Consider the following 17,050-nt stretch of genomic DNA (forward strand, 5'->3'; position numbering starts at 1 on the left):
GTGGGCACTCGTGCCCACGCGGTGATACGCGGCGGCGAGATCATCGCGCACGATAACGGAGCCCGTACGTATCACCGCGTGGGCTCAAGAGCCCACCCTACGAAATCACACCTCGTCCAGCGACTTGCCGGCCAGCGCCTGGCGCACGCTCTTGTCCATGCGCCGCGCGGCGAATTCTTCGGTGCCGTGCGCGAGTGCCTGGACTGCATCGTGCAGCGCATTCTGGCGCTGGCCCGGCTCGACCGCCGTATCGTTGGAACCGGCGATCGCATCGCGCACGCCCTGCAGCAGCGTCGCCACCGACGCCTGCTCGGCATCGTCGAGCAGCGCGCTGTCGCTGTCCAGCGCCGACTGGGTCGCCAGCAGGATGCGTTCGGCCTCGACCTGCTCTTCGCGCAGCGCGCGCATCTGCATGTCGGTTTGCGCCGAGCTGTACGACTCCTGCAGCATGCGCGCGACGTCGTCGTCGCCCAGGCCGTACGACGGCTTGACGGTGATCGACGCTTCCACGCCCGAACGCGTCTCGCGCGCGGCGACCGACAGCAGGCCGTCGGCATCGACCTGGTACGTGACGCGAATCCGCGCCGCGCCGGCCGCCATCGGCGGAATGCCGCGCAGTTCGAAGCGCGCCAACGAGCGGCAATCCGACACCAGCTCGCGCTCGCCTTGCACGACGTGCACCGCCAAGGCCGTTTGACCATCCTTGAACGTCGTGAATTCCTGCGCACGCGCGCACGGAATCGTCGAATTGCGCGGAATGATCTTCTCGACCAGGCCGCCCATCGTCTCGATGCCGAGCGACAGCGGCGTCACGTCCAGCAGCAGCCAGTCGTCGCCGGCGGCGCGGTTACCGGCCAGCAGGTTCGCCTGGATCGCGGCGCCCAGCGCCACCACGCGGTCCGGGTCGATGTTCGCATGCGGGATGGTGTGGAAAAATTCCGAAACAGTGCGCCGCACGTGCGGCATGCGCGTGGCGCCGCCGACCATCACCACGCCGTCGACGTCTTCCACGCTGACGTCGGCGTCGCGCATGGCCTTGCGGATCGCGTTCATGGTCTTGGCAACCAGGTGCTTGGTGATCTCGGCGAAGGTCTGCGCGGTGACGTTCACGTGCACCAGTTCGCCCGAGTTCAGGACGGCGTCGACCGTCGTTTCGTCGTTGGTCGACAGCAGTTCCTTGGCCTGGCGCGCCTTGACCATCAGGGTCGCGGTGTCTTCTTCCGAAAGCGGCGCCAGCTTGGCCTGTTCGGTAATCCAGCAGAACAGGCGGTGGTCGAAATCGTCGCCGCCCAGGGCCGAGTCGCCGCCGGTGGACAGGACTTCGAACACGCCTTTCGAGAGCTTCAGGATCGAAATGTCGAAGGTGCCGCCGCCCAGGTCATACACGGCATAGACGCCTTCGGAACCGTGGTCGAGCCCGTAGGCGATCGCCGCGGCGGTCGGTTCGGACAGCAGGCGCAGCACGTTCAGGCCGGCCAGCTGGGCCGCGTCCTTGGTGGCCTGGCGCTGGGCGTCGTCGAAGTAGGCGGGCACGGTGATGACCGCGCCGACCAGGTCGTCGCCGAGCGAATCCTCGGCCAGCTGGCGCAGGGTGGCGAGAATCTGGGCCGAGGTCTCGACCGGGCTTTTCACGCCGGCGACGGTGCGGATCTGGACCATGCCTTCGCCGTCGACGAAGTCGTAGGGCAGGTTTTCGGCGTGGGCGATGTCCTTCAGACCGCGGCCCATGAAGCGCTTGACCGAGACGATGGTGTTCTTCGGGTCGGTCGTACGGTGCGCCTGCGCCTTGCGGCCGATGTGGGCGTTGCCGTTGGGGAGATAACGCACGACCGATGGCAGCAATGCGCGGCCGTCCTCGTCGCTGAGCACTTCGGGAATCCCGCTGCGCACGGTGGCGACGAGCGAATTGGTGGTGCCCAGGTCGATGCCCACCGCCAGCCGGTGCTGGTGCGGCGCGGTCGACATGCCGGGTTCGGAGATCTGCAAAAGTGCCATGTTCGTGTTACCTGGTTGTTATTTTGTGTGGTGCGGTGGCCGTTGTAGGGTGGGCGCCCCGTGCCCACGCGGAACGATGCGCCAACGTGACGCATGCTTCACGCGTGGGCACGGGGCGCCCACCCTACGTGTTCATGCGCCGGTTGAACGCGTGGACGGCGTAGCCGTCCACCCTACGATTCGATCGCCTCGAACGCGTACTGTACCTCGTCGCCGAATTTGTCGAGGAACATCAGCGAACGCACGCCCTGCGCCGCCGCGTCGAAATCGCCGGCGTCGAGCTGCTCCCCTACCCGCTTGAGCATCGTCTTGCGCTCGCCGCGCACCTGCGCGTCCAGCTCGTCCAGCGCCTCGGCATCCTTGGCCGCGCGCGCGTCGCCGAGCGCTTCGCGCCATTCCATCTGCTGCATCAGGAAGGCCATCGGCATCGCCGTGTTCGACTCGGTTTGCAGGTCGACGCCGTTCAGCTCGCACAGGTACTGCGCGCGCTTTTGCGGGTGCTTCAGCGTCTGGTAGGCTTCGTTGGCACGCGTAGCCCATTGCATGGCGACGCGCTTTTCGGCATCGGTGGCGTTCACGAAGCGGTCCGGGTGCACGCGGCCTTGCACCTCACGGTAGGCCGCGTCCAGCGCGGCCTGGTCGACGTCGAAGCGCGCCGGCAGCTGGAACAACTCGAAATGATTCTGCATCACGACTTAAATACGGAAGCTCTCGCCGCAACCGCAATTGTCCTTGACGTTCGGGTTGTTGAAGCGGAAGCCTTCGTTCAGTCCCTCGCGGGCGAAATCGAGTTCGGTGCCGTCGATGTAGGCCAGGCTCTTCGGGTCGACGAAGACCTTGACGCCGAAGGACTCGAAGACGTTGTCCTCGGGCGCCGCCTCGTCGACGTACTCCAGCTTGTAGGCCAGGCCGGAGCAGCCGGTGGTGCGCACGCCGAAACGCAGCCCGAGGCCCTTGCCGCGACGCTCGATGTAGCGGTTGATGTGCTTCGCCGCTTTTTCGGTGAGTGTGATTGCCATGCGTTCCTCTCCAGCCTTGATTGCTTTATACGGTTGCGTGCTTGGTCTTGTAGTCGGCGACAGCGGCCTTGATCGCGTCTTCCGCCAGGATCGAGCAGTGGATCTTCACCGGCGGCAGCGCCAGTTCTTCGGCGATCTGCGTGTTCTTGATGGCCAGTGCCTGGTCCAAGGTCTTCCCCTTGACCCACTCGGTCACCAGCGAGCTCGAGGCAATGGCCGAACCGCAGCCATAGGTCTTGAACTTCGCGTCTTCGATCAGGCCCTGCTCGTTGACCTTGATCTGCAGCTTCATCACGTCGCCGCAGGCCGGTGCGCCGACCATGCCGGTGCCGATCGATTCGTCACCCTTGTCGAAGGCGCCGACGTTGCGTGGATTCTCGTAGTGGTCGAGTACTTTGTCCGAATATGCCATGGTAGTGCTCCCTTGAATTCTTTAGATTAATGTGCGGCCCATTGGATCGAACTGATGTCGATCCCGTCCTTGAACATGTCCCACAGCGGCGACAGTTCGCGCAGTTTGCCGACCTTCGATTTCAACAGCTCGATCGTGAAATCGATGTCCTCTTCGGTCGTGAAGCGGCCGATGGTAAAGCGGATCGAGCTGTGCGCCAGTTCGTCGCTGCGGCCCAGGGCGCGCAGCACGTACGACGGTTCCAGCGACGCCGAGGTGCAGGCCGAACCCGACGACACGGCGATGTCCTTGATCGCCATGATCAGCGACTCGCCTTCGACATAGTTGAACGAGACGTTCAGGTTGTGCGGCACGCGGTGTTCCATGTCGCCGTTGATGTAGACCTCTTCGATCTCCATCAGGCCCTTGGCCAGGCGGTCGCGCAGCGCTTTCACGCGCACCAGTTCGTCGTCCATCTCGATCTTCGCGAGGCGGAAGGCTTCGCCCATGCCGGCGATCTGGTGGGTCGGCAGCGTGCCCGAACGCAGGCCGCGCTCGTGACCGCCGCCGTGCATCTGCGCTTCCAGGCGGATGCGTGGCTTGCGGCGCACGTACAGGGCGCCGACGCCCTTCGGACCGTAGGTCTTGTGCGCGGTGAAGGTCATCAGGTCGCACTTGGTGGTGGCCAGGTCGATATGCACCTTGCCCGTCGCTTGCGCGGCGTCGCAGTGGAAGATGATGCCTTTCGCGCGGCACAGTTCGCCGATCGCGTCGATCGGCTGGATCACGCCGATCTCGTTATTCACCAGCATGACCGAGACCAGGATCGTGTCCGGGCGGATCGCCGCTTCCAGCTGCTCGATCGTGATCAGGCCGTTGTCCTGCGGCTCGAGGTAGGTCGCCTCGAAGCCCTGGCGTTCCAGTTCGCGCACGGTATCGAGCACCGCTTTGTGTTCGGTCTTGACCGTGATGATGTGCTTGCCCTTCGTTTTATAGAACTGGGCCGCACCCTTCAGGGCCAGGTTGTTCGACTCGGTCGCGCCGGACGTCCAGATGATTTCGCGCGGATCGGCACCGACCAGGGCGGCGACGTGGCCGCGCGCTTCTTCGATAGCGGCTTCGGCCGACCAGCCGTACATGTGGCTGCGCGAAGCCGGATTGCCGAACTGCTCGCGCAGGAACGGGATCATCTTGTCGGCCACGCGCGGGTCGACCGGCGTCGTCGCCGAATAATCCATGTAGATCGGGAAATGCGGCGCAGTCACGAAGCTCTGCTCGATTTTCTTGTCCAAAGGTGCGTTCATCAGTTCACTCCAGTATCACTTCAAGTTTGTGCGGTAGCAGCGGCGCGGTGCACCACGACGACGGCTTGTTCTTTTTGCTTCTGCTGGTCGACCAGGTCTTGCAGCGAGACCGAATCGAGATAGTCGACCATCTTGGCGTTGAGCGTGGTCCACAGGTCGTGCGTCATGCAGCGGATGCCGCTGGCGGCATCGGACCCGTGGCAATTTTCCTTGCCGCCGCATTGGGTGGCGTCGAGCGGCTCGTCGACGGCGATGATGATGTCGGCCACCGTCACCTTTTCCGCCGGACGCGCCAGGCTGTAGCCGCCGCCCGGACCGCGGATCGATTCGACGATGTCGTGGCGACGCAGCTTGCCGAACAGCTGCTCCAGGTAGGACAGCGAAATGGCCTGGCGCTGGCTGATGCCCGACAGCGTAACCGGACCATTGCCCTGGCGCAGGGCAAGATCGATCATCGCAGTGACAGCAAAACGGCCTTTGGTGGTCAGACGCATCACAACCCCGGTAATGTTAAAATATTGCCCTTGTTCATTTCCTACTTACTTATCAAGTCTGCGTTGCTGATGCGTAAAGACCTGATTAGTTGAACGATTTAGTCAAGTATAGCAAATGTCGGGGGGCTTGTCTTGGCGGGCCCAAAAACGGCCAGGTGGGTGGCGGTGCGTTTTCGAGGGCGGAAACGGCGCGTATCGGCGCGTGGACGGGGGACCCGCCTCTCGTGGCCCGGTCCACCCTACCGATGTAGGGTGGAGTGCTCCACCACACCGGTATGCACCGACGCAACGCGTGCGCACTCCACGCGGTGATACGCGACGCGTCCCTATCGCGTCCGCGATCGGAGCAGTTGCATTGGCCCGAACAGCCGCTGCATCCCCTGATGCCCGATGAACGACAGGTTATACGGATGCTCCGCAACCACCTGCGGCAAGCGCTCGGTCTGCGGCAGCTTCCTCAATTGCTCGGCAATCTTCCCCCACAACACCAGCGTCGGCGGCGCCTCGACTTCGGCCAGCCCCCCCAGCACCGCCTGCAGGAACGGCAGCCAGCCGCGCGCATCGATGGCCGGCGCCACGTGCTTGCGAAACACCAGCGCCGCGTTCAGCAGCAGGAAGCCCTGCGCCGTCAGGTTGTCCTGCAATTGCGCCAGGGTCCCGATCGATCCGTTCGTGCGCGCGGCAGCCGCCACCGGCGCCATGGCCGCGCCGCCGGTGTCGTCCTGCTGCAATTGCCCGTCCGCCACCAGCAGCATCTTCATGAAGTTGCGCAGCGAGGTCGCCCGGTTGACCGGCTTCGACAGCCCGGCCTCGCTCCACAACGCGCCGACGGCGCCATCCATGAAGCTCACCCCGGTCGCGCTGTCGGCGCGCGGGTACGGGCCCTCCCCTACCAGGACGTAACGTACGTTTTCCAACGGCTGGGCAAAGGCGGTGAACAGGCGTCCCTGGGTCGGCAGGTAGTCGTCCTCGGCCAGGGCCGGCAGGTAGCCGGGATTGGCGGCCATGACCGCCTCAAGGCCCCGCGACAGGTGCGGCCGCCAGGAAGGATCGGCAAGGTCGAGGGCATCCAGGATCGGGGACGGAATGGGGAGCTTATTCATGGCGCATGCTGGCGAAAAAGAGGCGGATTGTAGCGCAGCGCCGCCCAACCGGGCGCGGGCGTGCCGCGCGTCAATCTGGCGTGGCGGCGCCGCGAATTCGGGCATATTGATCGCCCCTTCAACACGCAGCAGAGGAGACCAACCATGCAAACCATCCAGGACATCATGACGCGCGATGTGCAGACCATTTCGCCGCAGGACACCGTGCAGCGCGCCGCGCAATTGATGGACGAACTGAACGTGGGCGCCATTCCCGTGCTCGATGGCGACCAGCTGGTCGGCATGATCACCGACCGCGACATCACCGTGCGCTCGGTCGCCGTCGGCCAGAACCCCACATCGACCCAGGTCGCCGACGTGATGAGCACCGACGTGCGCACCTGCACGGCCGACCAGAGCGTGGATGACGTGCTGGACACCATGGGCGACGTGCAGATCCGCCGCATTCCCGTGCTCGATGCGCAATCGAAAGTGATCGGCATCGTCTCGCTGGGCGACGTGGCCACCAGGCACGCGGCCGACGTCGACCTGACGCTCGACGAGATCTCGACGCCGTCCGAGCCGGACCGCTCGACGACCGGGCAATAAGCTCGCTCCCGTAGGGCGGACTTCGTCCACGCGTAAATGCCGCCAACCACCTGCCCTCCCAAGACCATGCCTGGTACCTTTGATGGATCAACAGGACGATTGCGATCTGCGTGCGTCACGCGTGGACGAAGTCCACCCTACAGTGACGACATATCACACGACAGCCGATTAATCGCAATCGTAGGGTGGACTCCGTCCACGCGTTACGTGCGCATCCATCGACCGGTTCAACCTTACTCCGCGTCCGGCTGCTGCGACGGATGCGCGGCGGCAAACGCCGGCAGGTCGACGCACAGTGCGTGGATGCGGCTGATGTTCGGATAGGCGCCGAGATCGATCCCGAAGCGCTGGGCATTGAACACTTGCGGCACCAGGAAGCAGTCGGCGATCGTCGGCGCGGCGCCGTGGCAGAACGGGCCGGCGGCCGGGTCGCGCGCCAGGTGCGATTCGAGGCTGGTCAGGCCTTCGCCGATCCAGTGGCGGATCCATGCGGTCTTCTGCTCTTCACTCAGCTTGAGTTCATGCACCAGGTGACGCAGCACGCGCAGGTTGTTCAGCGGGTGGATGTCGCAGGCGATGATCTGCGCCAGTTCGCGCACGCGGGCGCGGCCGGGGGCGTCCTGCGGCATCAGCGGCACGGCCGGGAAGCGCTCTTCCAGGTACTCGATGATCGCCATCGACTGCGTCAGCGTGATGCGCTCGTCCTGGAAGGCCGGCACCAGTCCGCTCGGATTGATGTTGCGGAATTCATCCTGGCGCTGCTGGCCGCCATCCTTGAGCAGGTGCACCGGCACGGCGTCATAGCCCAGCCCCTTCAGGTTCAGGGCAATCCGCACGCGGTAGGCGGCGGAGCTGCGGAAATACGTATAAAGCTTCATTCTTTCCTCCCGTGATAATGCGCGACCTCGTGGTCGATGGCGCCGAAGATGCTGGCACCGGCAGCGTCGAGCATCTCGATGCGCACGCTGTCGCCGAAGCGCAGGAACGGCGTTTGCGGCGCGCCGTGTTCGATGGTTTCGTACATCCGCACTTCGGCCAGGCAGCAGTAGCCGACGCCGCCGTTGGCGATCGACGAGCCGTGCAGGTTGCCCTGTTTATTCGACACCGTGCCCGAGCCGATGATGCTGCCCGGTCCCAGTTCGCGCGTTTTCGCGGCGTGGGCGATCAGTTGCGCAAAGCTGAAGGTCATGTCCTCGCCGGCGTTTGGCTTGCCGAAGGGTTCGTCGTTGATCGTGACCAGTAGCGGCAGGTGCAGCTTGGAATCGCTCCAGGCATCGCCCAGTTCGTCCGGCGTGACCGCCACCGGCGAAAACGCACTGGCCGGCTTGGACTGGTAAAAGCCGAAGCCCTTGGCAAGTTCGTTCGGGATCAGGTTGCGCAGCGATACGTCGTTGACCAGCATGACGAGGCGGATCGCCCCGGCCGCCTGCTCCAGGCTGGCGCCGATCGGCACCGGCCCCGTGACCACCGCCACTTCCGCTTCCAGGTCGACGCCCCAGTCTTCGCTCATGACGGCGATCGGGTCGCACGGACCGATGAAGGAATCGCCGCCGCCCTGGTACATCAGCGGGTCGGTGTAGAACGAGGCCGGCACCTCGGCATTCCGTGCTTTACGCACGAGCTCGACGTGGTTGATGTAGGCCGAGCCGTCGGCCCATTGATAGGCGCGCGGCAGCGGCGAGTGGCACTCCATCTCGAGGAAGGACTCGGCATTGTCGGCGCTGCCGGCATTCAGGCGGTTGTAGACGGCCTGCAGTTGCGGCGCGACGGCGTCCCAGTCGTCGAGCGCGGATTGCAGGGTGCGCGCGATCTTCGGGACGGCCTGACAGGTGACGAGGTCGCGGCTGACGACGACCAGCGTGCCGTCGCGGCCGCCGGTTTTGAGTGTGGCGAGTTTCATGGACGAGTTCCCCGTTGCGTAGATGCACACATTACAAATCAAACCGGACTATCATACAAACAATATTTTTCGCATCATTTATCAGAATCTCTTATGAATCCGACGCTGCGCCAGATGCGCGCATTCGTGGCACTCGCCAAAACCGGTCACTTTACGTCGGCCGCACAGACCATGCACGTCACGCAATCGGCCTTGTCGGGCCTGATCAAGGAGCTCGAACAGACGCTAGGCGCGCGCGTGGTCGACCGTTCCACCCGGCGCATCGTGCTCACCGAGATCGGCCGCGAGCTGTATCCGCTATTTAGCCAGATGATCGATGATCTCGACGGTGCGCTGGCGAACGTGGCGGACCACACGCAGCTGCGCAAGGGCATCGTGCGCATTGCCGCACCGCAACTGATGTGCTGCACGCTGGTACCAGAAGCCGTCGCCGCCTACCGAAACAGTTATCCGGACATCGACGTCCGCGTGGCCGACAGCCCGGTCGACAACGTGATCGCGCGCGTGCTCAGCGGCGAATCGGACTTCGGCATCGGACCGGAGCGCGAAGCCGCGCCGCAGCTGGAAGCGCGCGAACTGTTCGAGATGCCGTTTTCGCTGGTATTCCCGCAAGGCCATCCCCTGGAAACCAACGAGCGCGTCACCTGGCAGGACGTCGCACGCCATCCGTTCATCGCCTTGCAGGGACAATTCACCCAGCGCCTGCTGGCCGACATGCAGGCGCTGCTGCGCGAGGTTCCCCTGAAACCGGTCAACGAAGTGACCTTCATGACGACCGCGCTGGCGATGGTCGGCGCCGGCCTTGGCATCACGGTCTGCCTGCCGTATGCCGAACCCCTGGTGCGCATGCACAAGCTGCACATGCGCCCGCTCGAAGAGCCGCGCCTGACGCGCCGCTTTTTCGTCTATACGCGCGCCGGACGCTCGCTGTCGCCGGCGGCGGAAAGCTTCATCGATTTCCTGTTTCCGTACGTGGACGCCAAGCGCAGCCAGGCGCGCGAGCAGCCCGGCATTTGATTGGCTAGAATCGGCACATGTCACACAACACGATCGCCATCAACCAGCGCATGGATAAGTTCGACGGCCACCACGAGGTCTGGCTGTTCGGCTACGGCTCGCTGATCTTCAAGGCCGATTTCCCCTACCTGCGACGCCGCCCGGCCAGCATCGGGGGTTGGACGCGCCGTTTCTGGCAAGGTTCGCACGACCACCGCGGCACCGAAACCGCACCGGGCCGCGTCGTGACCCTGGTGCCGGAAGACGGCGCGGTCTGCCACGGCATGGCCTACCTGGTCACGCCCGAAGAGTTCGCCCACCTCGACCATCGCGAAAAGAACGGCTACCTGCGCCTGGCCATCGACATCGTGTTCGACGACGGCGGCAGCGAAGAGGGCCTGGTCTACATCGCGACCCACGAGAACGCGGCCTTCCTGGGCCCGGCCACCGAGCGCGAGATCGCCGCCCAGATCGCCGCCGCGCGCGGACCGAGTGGACCGAACAGCGAGTACCTGCTGGAGCTGGCCAAGGCATTGCGGGCGCTGGGCAAGGATGATGCGCATGTGTATGCCATCGAACGGCACCTGGAAGAGCTGAGCAGGGACCAGGTCGCCGCAGGCCTTACAATGCCGCCTGCATCTCACTTACCAGAAACCGTTATGGACACCAAAGACCAGCGTTACCTCGTTCAACAAAACAAGATCGCCGACGGCGACAAGAAGCCGCCCGTGTTTGCCCGCGTCATGCGCAGCAAGGAAGGCAAGTTCGAAGGCGTTTCCTTTATCAAGAACAAGGAAAAAGCCACGGTCATGACGGTGGCCGAAGCCCAGGAAGTCATCGACTGGGCGGCGAGCAAGAAGAGCAATGCCAAGGAGTACGCGACCAAGGTGATTTGCCTGGAGCAGTAACCAGGACTGCGCCGGACGTCATGCACCTTACCGCCGTCGGGTAGACTCCCCGAGCCCACGCGTAAACGTCGCAATGTGTTGGCTTCGCTTTATGAAAGACCGTGCCAACACGATGCAGGCTTCACTTATGGCACGTGATTGAGGCTATTGGCCTAATGCCGTTCAGTTACACGGGCGCCGTCTTTTTGCGCCTGCGATCACAATCCTTTTCACCGGCAACCGCCGATTAACCGTTGAGGAGAAAATCATGGCCAGAACGCCAAACGATGACCGTAGCGACAGCAAAAATCCCAACAACGACGCATACCAGTCGAGCCTGGATAATCGTGCCGGGCAGCTTAACCCGGAAGATGAGCGGTACGGGGGCGGCAAAGTGCCGGAATCCGACGACGATGCGAAATAACCGCTGCGCCAGGTAAGCAGCCCGAAATGGTTCATCAGGTTCGCCACATTCGGGCTGGGCAGTGATCGATACGCAGGGCCCATGCGGCGGGTCCTGCGTGTCGTGGCGTCAAGCCGGTCTCAAAACAAATCCATCTGCCCCGCCGTCCTGCCCGCCTTGCCCAGCGCCGCCGGCACCACCAGCGGGCGCCGGAACTGCGAGGTATCGAGCCGTTCGAAGCGGCTGCCCAGCTTGCCCAGGCCCAGGCGCTCGACGGTCTTGGTGAAGCGCTGGCGAATCAAATCCGCCCACACGCCCTCGCCGCTCATGCGCTTGCCCCAATCGCTGTCGTAATCCTTACCGCCGCGCATCTCGCGCACGCGGTTCATCACGCGCTGGGCCCTCTCGGGAAAATGCGCTTCCAGCCATTGCTGGAATAGCGGGTTGACTTCGAAGGGCAAGCGCAGCACGGTGTAATGGGCACTGACGGCGCCGGCGTCGCGCGCCGCTTCCAGGATGCGCTCGATCTCCGGTTCGGTAACAAACGGGATGATCGGCGCCACGCTGACGCTCACCGGAATGCCCGCCTCGGTCAGGGTGCGGATGGTGCGCAGGCGCCGCGCCGGCGCCGCTGCCCGTGGTTCCAGCGTGCGCGAGATTTCCGAGTCGAGCGTGGTGATGGTCATCGCGGCGCAGGCTTGCCCCTTGGCCGCCATCGGCGCCAGCAAGTCAATGTCGCGCTCGATCAGGGAGGACTTGGTGATCATCCCGACCGGATGCTGGCATTCGCTCAGCACCTCCAGCACCTGGCGCGTGAGGCGATACTCGCGCTCGCAGGGTTGGTAGGCGTCGGTGTTGACGCCGATGGCAATGTGCTCGGGCTTGTAGCCGGGATGGGCCAGCTCGCGCCGCAGCAGTTCGGCCGCGTTGACCTTGGCGAACAGGCGGGTTTCGAAGTCGAGGCCGGGCGACAGGCCGAGGTAGCTGTGCGTCGGCCGCGCGAAGCAATAGATGCAGCCATGCTCGCAGCCGCGGTAGGGATTGAGCGATACGTTGAAGGGGATGTCCGGCGAGGCGTTGCGCGAGAGGATGCTCTTGGCGACTTCGTCCGTTACCTGGGTCTTAAAGGCAGGCCCGTGGCCGATGTCGATCTCGGAGTCAATGCCAGCGTCCCAGCCATCCTCGAAGGCTTCGCGGCCGTTGACTTCGTAGCGGCCTTGCAGGTTCGAGACGGCACCGCGCCCCTTGCGTGCCGCGAACGGACGCGGCGGCAAGACTGCTTGCTCGGCACTGTATTCACGGTCAATTGTTCGTTCGCGCAGTTCCATCGGGGCACCTGTACTGTATGTTTATACAGTATATTACGCCGCTCCCTGTATCAACTCAAGCCTGGCGTGTGCGCGCGACGCCCGGCGGCACAAAAGCCGCCTGTTGTTGTACGAATCCGTCAAACGCTTCGAACAAAGGCGCCACGGCGGTCATGTCCCCCATCGCCTGGCCCAGCGCATGGGCGCCTGCCTCCATGCTCGACAGCTGGTCGGCGGCATGGGCCTTGCGGATGCGATAGCCCGAGGACGGCATGTCGCTCAACGCCAGACGCGGCAATGCCTGCAAGGCCGGGTTCAAGTACAGCATCTTGCGGCTCTTGCGCCAGGTGGCGTCGAGCACGACGACCAGCAACTGGCTTGCGGGCGCCAGTCTGGCGGCGTCGGCAACGACCGATCCGGGCGTCTCCGGGTACAGCAGTACCGGCGTGCGTCCCTCGGCATGCAGCATCGCATCCAGGGCGTCAGGCTCGAACGCCTCGCCCACCGCCAACCGGCTGCCCGCCACGCACAGGTGCAGCAGGCGCGCACTGTTCTTGGCATTCGCCACTTCGAGTGGGTGTTGCAGGACCAGCAAGTTGGCCGACAGCGCTACTGGTCGCACCCAGGCGCAGATGCAGGCGCTTTGCGCGCGCAGGCAGCTTGCACAGGCTGCGCGGCGGGACGGCTGATTGGATGTCATCGAAAGGTCTGCAAAAGACCACGATTGTAGCTTAGCCAGTTCCCCACACTATCCGACCAACACTGAAAAAAAGGCAATCTTGTTCGCTTTCTCAGGCTTTGGCGCCACCTTCCCTTGTTTCGTTGTTGAGAGAAATAAGCATCTTTACCACACACAAAAATTTACCTCTGGAATTGCCGAAATGGATATTGCTCTGGCCCGCTCAGGTGCCTAGAATCAATTCATTCCTTCCAGCAATGCTGCCGCACCCGCAGTCTTTCCAGAGTTGCCCATGCTTAGCGTTTCCTCCTCCGTTCGCAAAATCACCACCGCCCTGCTCGCCAGCCTGGCCTTGTTGCCCGGCATCGCGATCGAGCAGGAGCTCGAACTCGATTACCGCATGAACGAGCAGATTGTGCAGGTGCCGGCGGGGCCGGAAAACCGTGCGATGCTGGAAACCACCGTGTTCCGCCCGAACGGCCCCGGCCCCTTCCCACTGCTGGTCATCAACCACGGCAAGGACCCGGGCCGCCCGAGCGCCCAGCCGCGCGACCGCTTCTATCACATGGCGACCGCGTTCGTGAAACGCGGCTATGCGGTGATGGTGCCGATGCGCCAGGGTTTTGCGAACTCGACCGGGCGCTACCGCGACCGTGGTTGCGACATGACGGCCAACGGCTACCTGCAGGCCGACGACATCCGCTCGACGCTCGACTATGCGCGTACCCAGTCCTGGATCGACGCCAAACACGTGATCGTGGCCGGCCAGTCGTACGGCGGCCTGGCGACGATGGCGCTCGGCACCCAGGACCTGCCCGGCGTGCGCGGCCTGATCAATTTTGCCGGCGGCCTGCGCGACGACAGCGACCGCTGCGCCTGGCGTTCGGCGCTGGTCTCGGCGTTTGCCGAGTACGGCGCCAACAGCAAGGTGCCGAGCCTGTGGATGTATGGCGAAAACGATTCGCTGTTCGGCCCGGACCTGGCCAACCGCCTGCACGAAGCCTTCGTCCAGGCCGGCGGCAAGGCGCGCCTGGTCGAGTTCCCGTCGTTCAAGCGCGACGCCCACGGCATGCTCGCCAGCCGCGACGGCGAAAAGATCTGGCTGGACGACACCGTGCGCTTCCTGAAAAGCGTGGGCATGCCGACCGAGGTGATCCACAGCGTGCCGCTGCCGCCGACCCCACCGCGTACCGAGTATGCCCAGCTGGAGGACATCGAAGCCGTGCCCTTCTTGTCGGAAAACGGCCGCAAGGCCTACGCCGACTATCTGACCAAGATGACGCCGCGCGCGTTTGCCGTCTCGCCGAGCGGCGCCTGGACCTGGGCCGAGGAAGGCGAAGCACCGGAAGCGCGCGCGCTGGCCACCTGCTCGGCGAAAAGCAGCGAGCCGTGCAAGCTGTATTCGATCGACGACTACATCGTCTGGAACGGCAACCGGGTCGACGCCGCCGAGAAGGCCAGCATGACCGCCTCGATTGCCGCACCGGCCGATGCGAACGCGCCGGGCGCGGTCGGCAGTACCGGGGCGCGCCCGGCGGCGCCCGTCCCCGCTATGACTACCGGCGCGGTTGCTACTGCGCAGTAATTCGTTTCGTCAAGCCGGCGGCGCACTGTTCTGGTGCGCCGCCGCAGCCTTCCCTGCGTACCTTCGATCTGGCGCAAACCCATCCTTTACGCGCACTCCGACAATAAGCAACCGCCCCTTCGGAGTGCTATATGCCGCGTTCGTTCTGGAGCCTGTTCGCCGCCCTGATCTTGCTGCTGACGCCGCTGTGGAATCCTGCGCGCGCCGCCAACAACCATCCAATCGTGCTGGTGCACGGCTTCCTCGGCTTCGGCCCCGACCAGTTTCCGCGCAGCGGCTTCCTGTACTGGGGCGGCAAGGGCGACGTCGCCGGCCATTTGCGCACCTATAACGGGCCGCGCACGGTGTTCACCGCCGTGGTCGGCGCCATTGCCACCAACCGCGAGCGCGCGGCCGAACTGTACGCCCAGCTCAAGGGGGGCTGCGTCGACTACGGAGCGCAGCGCCTGGCCGCCGATGGGTCGGTGCGGGCCGTCCAGTGCTGGGCGGCCGACCCGGCGAATAATCCGCAGGGCTATCCGGCGGCGCTCTATCCGGCCTGGGATGCGGCGCATCCGCTGCACATGATCGGCCACAGCCAGGGCGGGACCACGATTCGGGCGCTGGTCGAATTGCTCGAACATGGCGACGTGAACGCCGCGGATGCGAACGGAAATCGGGGCGACCTCTACCGTGGCGGCAAGGTCGGCTGGATTCGCAGCGTCACCACGATCTCGTCGCCGCACAACGGCACCAGCCTGCGCGACGCCGTGCTCGACCTGCTGCCCCAGCTGCGTTCGCCGCTGCGCGACTGGCTGCTGGCCAACCTGGCCAACTGGGAACTGGCGCCCGACGGCGCGCGCAACTTCAATGCCTGGGCGCGTACCTCGCCGCACGTGGTTTATTTTTCGATCGGCACGCAGGCGACCGAAGCCGGCGCCCTCTGCTGCAACGGCACCGACCGCCTCATCGCACCGCTGCAGAACCGCCATTACCAGTACCCGCGCAGCGACATGTTCGCCTATTACAAAACCTATGCGGGCGAGTGGATCGTGCCCTCGATGCTGCAGCACGGGATGGGCGGCTACACTCAGGACACGCCGGGCCGGGTACGCATCGACCGCGCCTGGTTCGCCAACGACGGCGTCGTCAACACGGTCAGCATGCGCGCACCAGGCGGGCACCCGGTGCGGGAGTTCGACGGCAGGCCGGAACCGGGAACCTGGAATTACCTGGGGACCTATCGCGGGTACGATCATTTCGATGTGCTGAACTGGCCGAACAACGGGCCGTCGGCGGATGTCATCTACGAGCGAGTGAGCGATATCCTTTTCGGGTTATAGGTGTAGGGTGGTCGGCTCCACCACGCCATGATGAACAGCGCCTGCGCATGCGCCGCCCACGCGGTGATTGTTGGCGGCAAGATCATCCGGCACGTCAGCGGAGCCGCTACCTATCGACGCGTGAACGGGAAACCCGCCTCACGTGGCCCGGTCCACCCTACTACATCCGCAGTTGCTCATCCCAAGCCTGCAACTGCGCCACGGTCGCCGTCGCCCCGCCACAAACGATCACCAGCACGTTCTCGAATCCAGCCAGCGGCCCCTCCTCCCGGTAAGCCAGCGCCAGCGCCGCGCCGCACGCCGGCTCCACCACGACCCGGTGATCGTCCATGAAGCGCAGGCAAGCCTCCACCGCATCATGGTCGCTCACCACGACCGGCGTGATTGGGTGCGTGCGCGCCAGGTCAAAGGCGTGCTGCGACACCTTGCGCGCGCCGAGCGAGGTGGCGATGCTGGCAATGGCGGGCAGTTCGATGCGTTCGCCGGCGGCGAGCGACTGCGCATACGAATCGGCGCCGGCAGTTTCGACCGCGAACACCGGCACGTCAATCCAGCCCTGGCGGCGCAGTCCGGCCACCACGCCGGCGAGCAGCCCGCCGCCGCCCACGGCCAGCACCACCGCATCCGGACGCACGCCGGTGCGCGCGACTTCGTCGATCATGCTCGCGTGGCCTTCCCACAGCAGCGGGTCGTCGAAAGGGTGGATGAAGGCGTCGTGTTCGCCGAGCAGTGACAGCGCATGAACATTCGCTTCCTGGAACGACAGCCCGTGCACCAGCACCTCGGCGCCTTCGCGCGCCAGCAAGGCGCGTGCACGGGCGCTGGTGGTCTCCGGCACCACGACCAGCACCGGCAAGCCGAGGCGGCGTCCGGCGTGGGCCGCCGCCAGCCCGGCATTGCCGCCGGACGAGGCGACGATGCGCCGTGCCCCGCGTGCGGCCCGGGTTTCACAGGCGTGGCCGATGCCGCGCAGCTTGAACGAACCGCTCGGCTGCAACGCTTCCATCTTGAGCCAGACGCGCGCGCCGGGAAAGGCGGCGGAGGCCAGTAGCGGTGTCTCGATATGCAGTGTCATCA

General features: G+C 64.8%; 17 protein-coding genes and 1 pseudogene. 6 read left to right on the forward strand and 12 right to left on the reverse strand.

Features of this window, described 5'->3' with window-relative positions:
* Nucleotides 1-105 precede the first annotated feature (105 nt).
* The 7 genes from hscA to IFT60_RS06125 all read right to left on the reverse strand — a co-directional run bounded on the left by hscA (nt 106) and on the right by IFT60_RS06125 (nt 6,306).
* On the reverse strand, nt 106-1,995 hold the full coding sequence (gene hscA / locus IFT60_RS06095; protein ID WP_192050587.1) for a Fe-S protein assembly chaperone HscA: 1,890 nt from the start codon (nt 1,993-1,995) through the stop codon (nt 106-108).
* Between the two features lie 173 nt (nt 1,996-2,168).
* Nucleotides 2,169-2,684 carry a Fe-S protein assembly co-chaperone HscB gene (gene hscB / locus IFT60_RS06100; protein WP_192050590.1) on the reverse strand — a complete coding sequence of 172 codons (516 nt, stop codon included), beginning with the start codon at nt 2,682-2,684 and terminating at the stop codon, nt 2,169-2,171.
* Between the two features lie 6 nt (nt 2,685-2,690).
* Nucleotides 2,691-3,014: an iron-sulfur cluster assembly protein IscA gene (gene iscA, locus IFT60_RS06105; protein WP_192050592.1), complete on the reverse strand. Its 324-nt coding sequence runs from the start codon at nt 3,012-3,014 to the stop codon at nt 2,691-2,693.
* A gap of 25 nt (nt 3,015-3,039) precedes the next feature.
* Complete coding sequence (gene iscU, locus IFT60_RS06110) at nt 3,040-3,426, reverse strand: Fe-S cluster assembly scaffold IscU (RefSeq protein WP_192050594.1); 387 nt, start codon at nt 3,424-3,426, stop codon at nt 3,040-3,042.
* 26 nt (nt 3,427-3,452) lie between these two features.
* Complete coding sequence (locus IFT60_RS06115) at nt 3,453-4,709, reverse strand: IscS subfamily cysteine desulfurase (RefSeq protein WP_192050597.1); 1,257 nt, start codon at nt 4,707-4,709, stop codon at nt 3,453-3,455.
* Between the two features lie 20 nt (nt 4,710-4,729).
* Nucleotides 4,730-5,203, reverse strand: coding sequence for a Fe-S cluster assembly transcriptional regulator IscR (gene iscR / locus IFT60_RS06120; protein WP_192050599.1), 474 nt, complete (start codon nt 5,201-5,203; stop codon nt 4,730-4,732).
* 326 nt (nt 5,204-5,529) lie between these two features.
* On the reverse strand, nt 5,530-6,306 hold the full coding sequence (locus IFT60_RS06125) for a uracil-DNA glycosylase family protein (RefSeq protein WP_192050602.1): 777 nt from the start codon (nt 6,304-6,306) through the stop codon (nt 5,530-5,532).
* A 144-nt stretch (nt 6,307-6,450) separates the two neighbouring features.
* Here IFT60_RS06125 and IFT60_RS06130 point away from each other — a divergent pair, with 144 nt between their 5' ends.
* Nucleotides 6,451-6,894, forward strand: coding sequence for a CBS domain-containing protein (locus tag IFT60_RS06130; protein ID WP_192050604.1), 444 nt, complete (start codon nt 6,451-6,453; stop codon nt 6,892-6,894).
* A 233-nt stretch (nt 6,895-7,127) separates the two neighbouring features.
* On the opposite strand, the gene maiA is transcribed toward IFT60_RS06130, so the two are convergent.
* Together maiA and IFT60_RS06140 are read right to left on the reverse strand one after the other, a co-directional pair.
* Nucleotides 7,128-7,772 (reverse strand): maleylacetoacetate isomerase, encoded by a 645-nt coding sequence (maiA, locus tag IFT60_RS06135; RefSeq protein ID WP_192050607.1) that lies wholly within the window; start codon nt 7,770-7,772, stop codon nt 7,128-7,130.
* Nucleotides 7,769-8,794: a fumarylacetoacetate hydrolase family protein gene (locus IFT60_RS06140; RefSeq protein ID WP_192050609.1), complete on the reverse strand. Its 1,026-nt coding sequence runs from the start codon at nt 8,792-8,794 to the stop codon at nt 7,769-7,771. Before IFT60_RS06140 ends, maiA begins: the two co-directional genes overlap by 4 nt.
* Before the next feature lie 93 nt (nt 8,795-8,887).
* Between IFT60_RS06140 and IFT60_RS06145 the strand changes: the two genes are divergently transcribed.
* The 3 genes and pseudogenes from IFT60_RS06145 to IFT60_RS06155 all read left to right on the forward strand — a co-directional run bounded on the left by IFT60_RS06145 (nt 8,888) and on the right by IFT60_RS06155 (nt 11,101).
* Nucleotides 8,888-9,811 carry a LysR family transcriptional regulator gene (locus IFT60_RS06145; RefSeq protein ID WP_192050612.1) on the forward strand — a complete coding sequence of 308 codons (924 nt, stop codon included), beginning with the start codon at nt 8,888-8,890 and terminating at the stop codon, nt 9,809-9,811.
* Nucleotides 9,812-9,828: 17 nt separating this feature from the next.
* Nucleotides 9,829-10,389 (forward strand): annotated as a pseudogene (locus IFT60_RS06150) (gamma-glutamylcyclotransferase); the annotation flags it as partial.
* Nucleotides 10,390-10,945: 556 nt separating this feature from the next.
* Complete coding sequence (locus IFT60_RS06155) at nt 10,946-11,101, forward strand: hypothetical protein (RefSeq protein WP_192050615.1); 156 nt, start codon at nt 10,946-10,948, stop codon at nt 11,099-11,101.
* Nucleotides 11,102-11,220: 119 nt separating this feature from the next.
* Here IFT60_RS06155 and IFT60_RS06160 read toward each other — a convergent pair whose 3' ends face one another.
* Together IFT60_RS06160 and IFT60_RS06165 are read right to left on the reverse strand one after the other, a co-directional pair.
* Nucleotides 11,221-12,408 (reverse strand): PA0069 family radical SAM protein, encoded by a 1,188-nt coding sequence (locus IFT60_RS06160; RefSeq protein WP_192050617.1) that lies wholly within the window; start codon nt 12,406-12,408, stop codon nt 11,221-11,223.
* 55 nt (nt 12,409-12,463) lie between these two features.
* Nucleotides 12,464-13,087 carry a tRNA-uridine aminocarboxypropyltransferase gene (locus IFT60_RS06165; RefSeq protein ID WP_192050620.1) on the reverse strand — a complete coding sequence of 208 codons (624 nt, stop codon included), beginning with the start codon at nt 13,085-13,087 and terminating at the stop codon, nt 12,464-12,466.
* Nucleotides 13,088-13,358: 271 nt separating this feature from the next.
* On the opposite strand from IFT60_RS06165, the gene IFT60_RS06170 reads away from it, so the two are divergent.
* Nucleotides 13,359-14,651, forward strand: a complete 1,293-nt coding sequence (locus tag IFT60_RS06170; protein WP_192050622.1) for a dienelactone hydrolase family protein — start codon at nt 13,359-13,361, stop codon at nt 14,649-14,651.
* A 131-nt stretch (nt 14,652-14,782) separates the two neighbouring features.
* Entirely contained in the window at nt 14,783-15,973 is a 1,191-nt protein-coding gene (locus IFT60_RS06175) for an esterase/lipase family protein (protein ID WP_192050624.1), read from the forward strand.
* Between the two features lie 160 nt (nt 15,974-16,133).
* Here IFT60_RS06175 and IFT60_RS06180 read toward each other — a convergent pair whose 3' ends face one another.
* The gene (locus tag IFT60_RS06180) at nt 16,134-17,048 is read right to left on the reverse strand and encodes a pyridoxal-phosphate dependent enzyme (RefSeq protein ID WP_192050626.1); all 915 of its coding nucleotides are present in this window, start codon (nt 17,046-17,048) and stop codon (nt 16,134-16,136) included.
* Between the last annotated feature and the right edge of the window lie 2 nt (nt 17,049-17,050).

This window comes from Massilia sp. CFBP 13721 (assembly GCF_014842025.1).
Lineage (GTDB): Bacteria > Pseudomonadota > Gammaproteobacteria > Burkholderiales > Burkholderiaceae_D > Telluria.

Excerpts from the sequence above, each read along its gene's own strand:
- IFT60_RS06115 (WP_192050597.1), bottom strand. The coding sequence starts at position 4,709 with ATGAACGCACCTTTGGACAAGAAAATCGAGCAGAGCTTCGTGACTGCG.
- hscA (WP_192050587.1), bottom strand. The coding sequence starts at position 1,995 with ATGGCACTTTTGCAGATCTCCGAACCCGGCATGTCGACCGCGCCGCAC.
- IFT60_RS06145 (WP_192050612.1), top strand. The coding sequence starts at position 8,888 with ATGAATCCGACGCTGCGCCAGATGCGCGCATTCGTGGCACTCGCCAAA.
- IFT60_RS06170 (WP_192050622.1), top strand. The coding sequence starts at position 13,359 with ATGCTTAGCGTTTCCTCCTCCGTTCGCAAAATCACCACCGCCCTGCTC.
- IFT60_RS06130 (WP_192050604.1), top strand. The coding sequence starts at position 6,451 with ATGCAAACCATCCAGGACATCATGACGCGCGATGTGCAGACCATTTCG.
- IFT60_RS06140 (WP_192050609.1), bottom strand. The coding sequence starts at position 8,794 with ATGAAACTCGCCACACTCAAAACCGGCGGCCGCGACGGCACGCTGGTC.
- IFT60_RS06180 (WP_192050626.1), bottom strand. The coding sequence starts at position 17,048 with ATGACACTGCATATCGAGACACCGCTACTGGCCTCCGCCGCCTTTCCC.
- IFT60_RS06155 (WP_192050615.1), top strand. The coding sequence starts at position 10,946 with ATGGCCAGAACGCCAAACGATGACCGTAGCGACAGCAAAAATCCCAAC.
- IFT60_RS06125 (WP_192050602.1), bottom strand. The coding sequence starts at position 6,306 with ATGAATAAGCTCCCCATTCCGTCCCCGATCCTGGATGCCCTCGACCTT.
- iscA (WP_192050592.1), bottom strand. The coding sequence starts at position 3,014 with ATGGCAATCACACTCACCGAAAAAGCGGCGAAGCACATCAACCGCTAC.
- iscU (WP_192050594.1), bottom strand. The coding sequence starts at position 3,426 with ATGGCATATTCGGACAAAGTACTCGACCACTACGAGAATCCACGCAAC.
- IFT60_RS06160 (WP_192050617.1), bottom strand. The coding sequence starts at position 12,408 with ATGGAACTGCGCGAACGAACAATTGACCGTGAATACAGTGCCGAGCAA.
- iscR (WP_192050599.1), bottom strand. The coding sequence starts at position 5,203 with ATGCGTCTGACCACCAAAGGCCGTTTTGCTGTCACTGCGATGATCGAT.
- maiA (WP_192050607.1), bottom strand. The coding sequence starts at position 7,772 with ATGAAGCTTTATACGTATTTCCGCAGCTCCGCCGCCTACCGCGTGCGG.
- IFT60_RS06175 (WP_192050624.1), top strand. The coding sequence starts at position 14,783 with ATGCCGCGTTCGTTCTGGAGCCTGTTCGCCGCCCTGATCTTGCTGCTG.
- hscB (WP_192050590.1), bottom strand. The coding sequence starts at position 2,684 with ATGCAGAATCATTTCGAGTTGTTCCAGCTGCCGGCGCGCTTCGACGTC.
- IFT60_RS06165 (WP_192050620.1), bottom strand. The coding sequence starts at position 13,087 with ATGACATCCAATCAGCCGTCCCGCCGCGCAGCCTGTGCAAGCTGCCTG.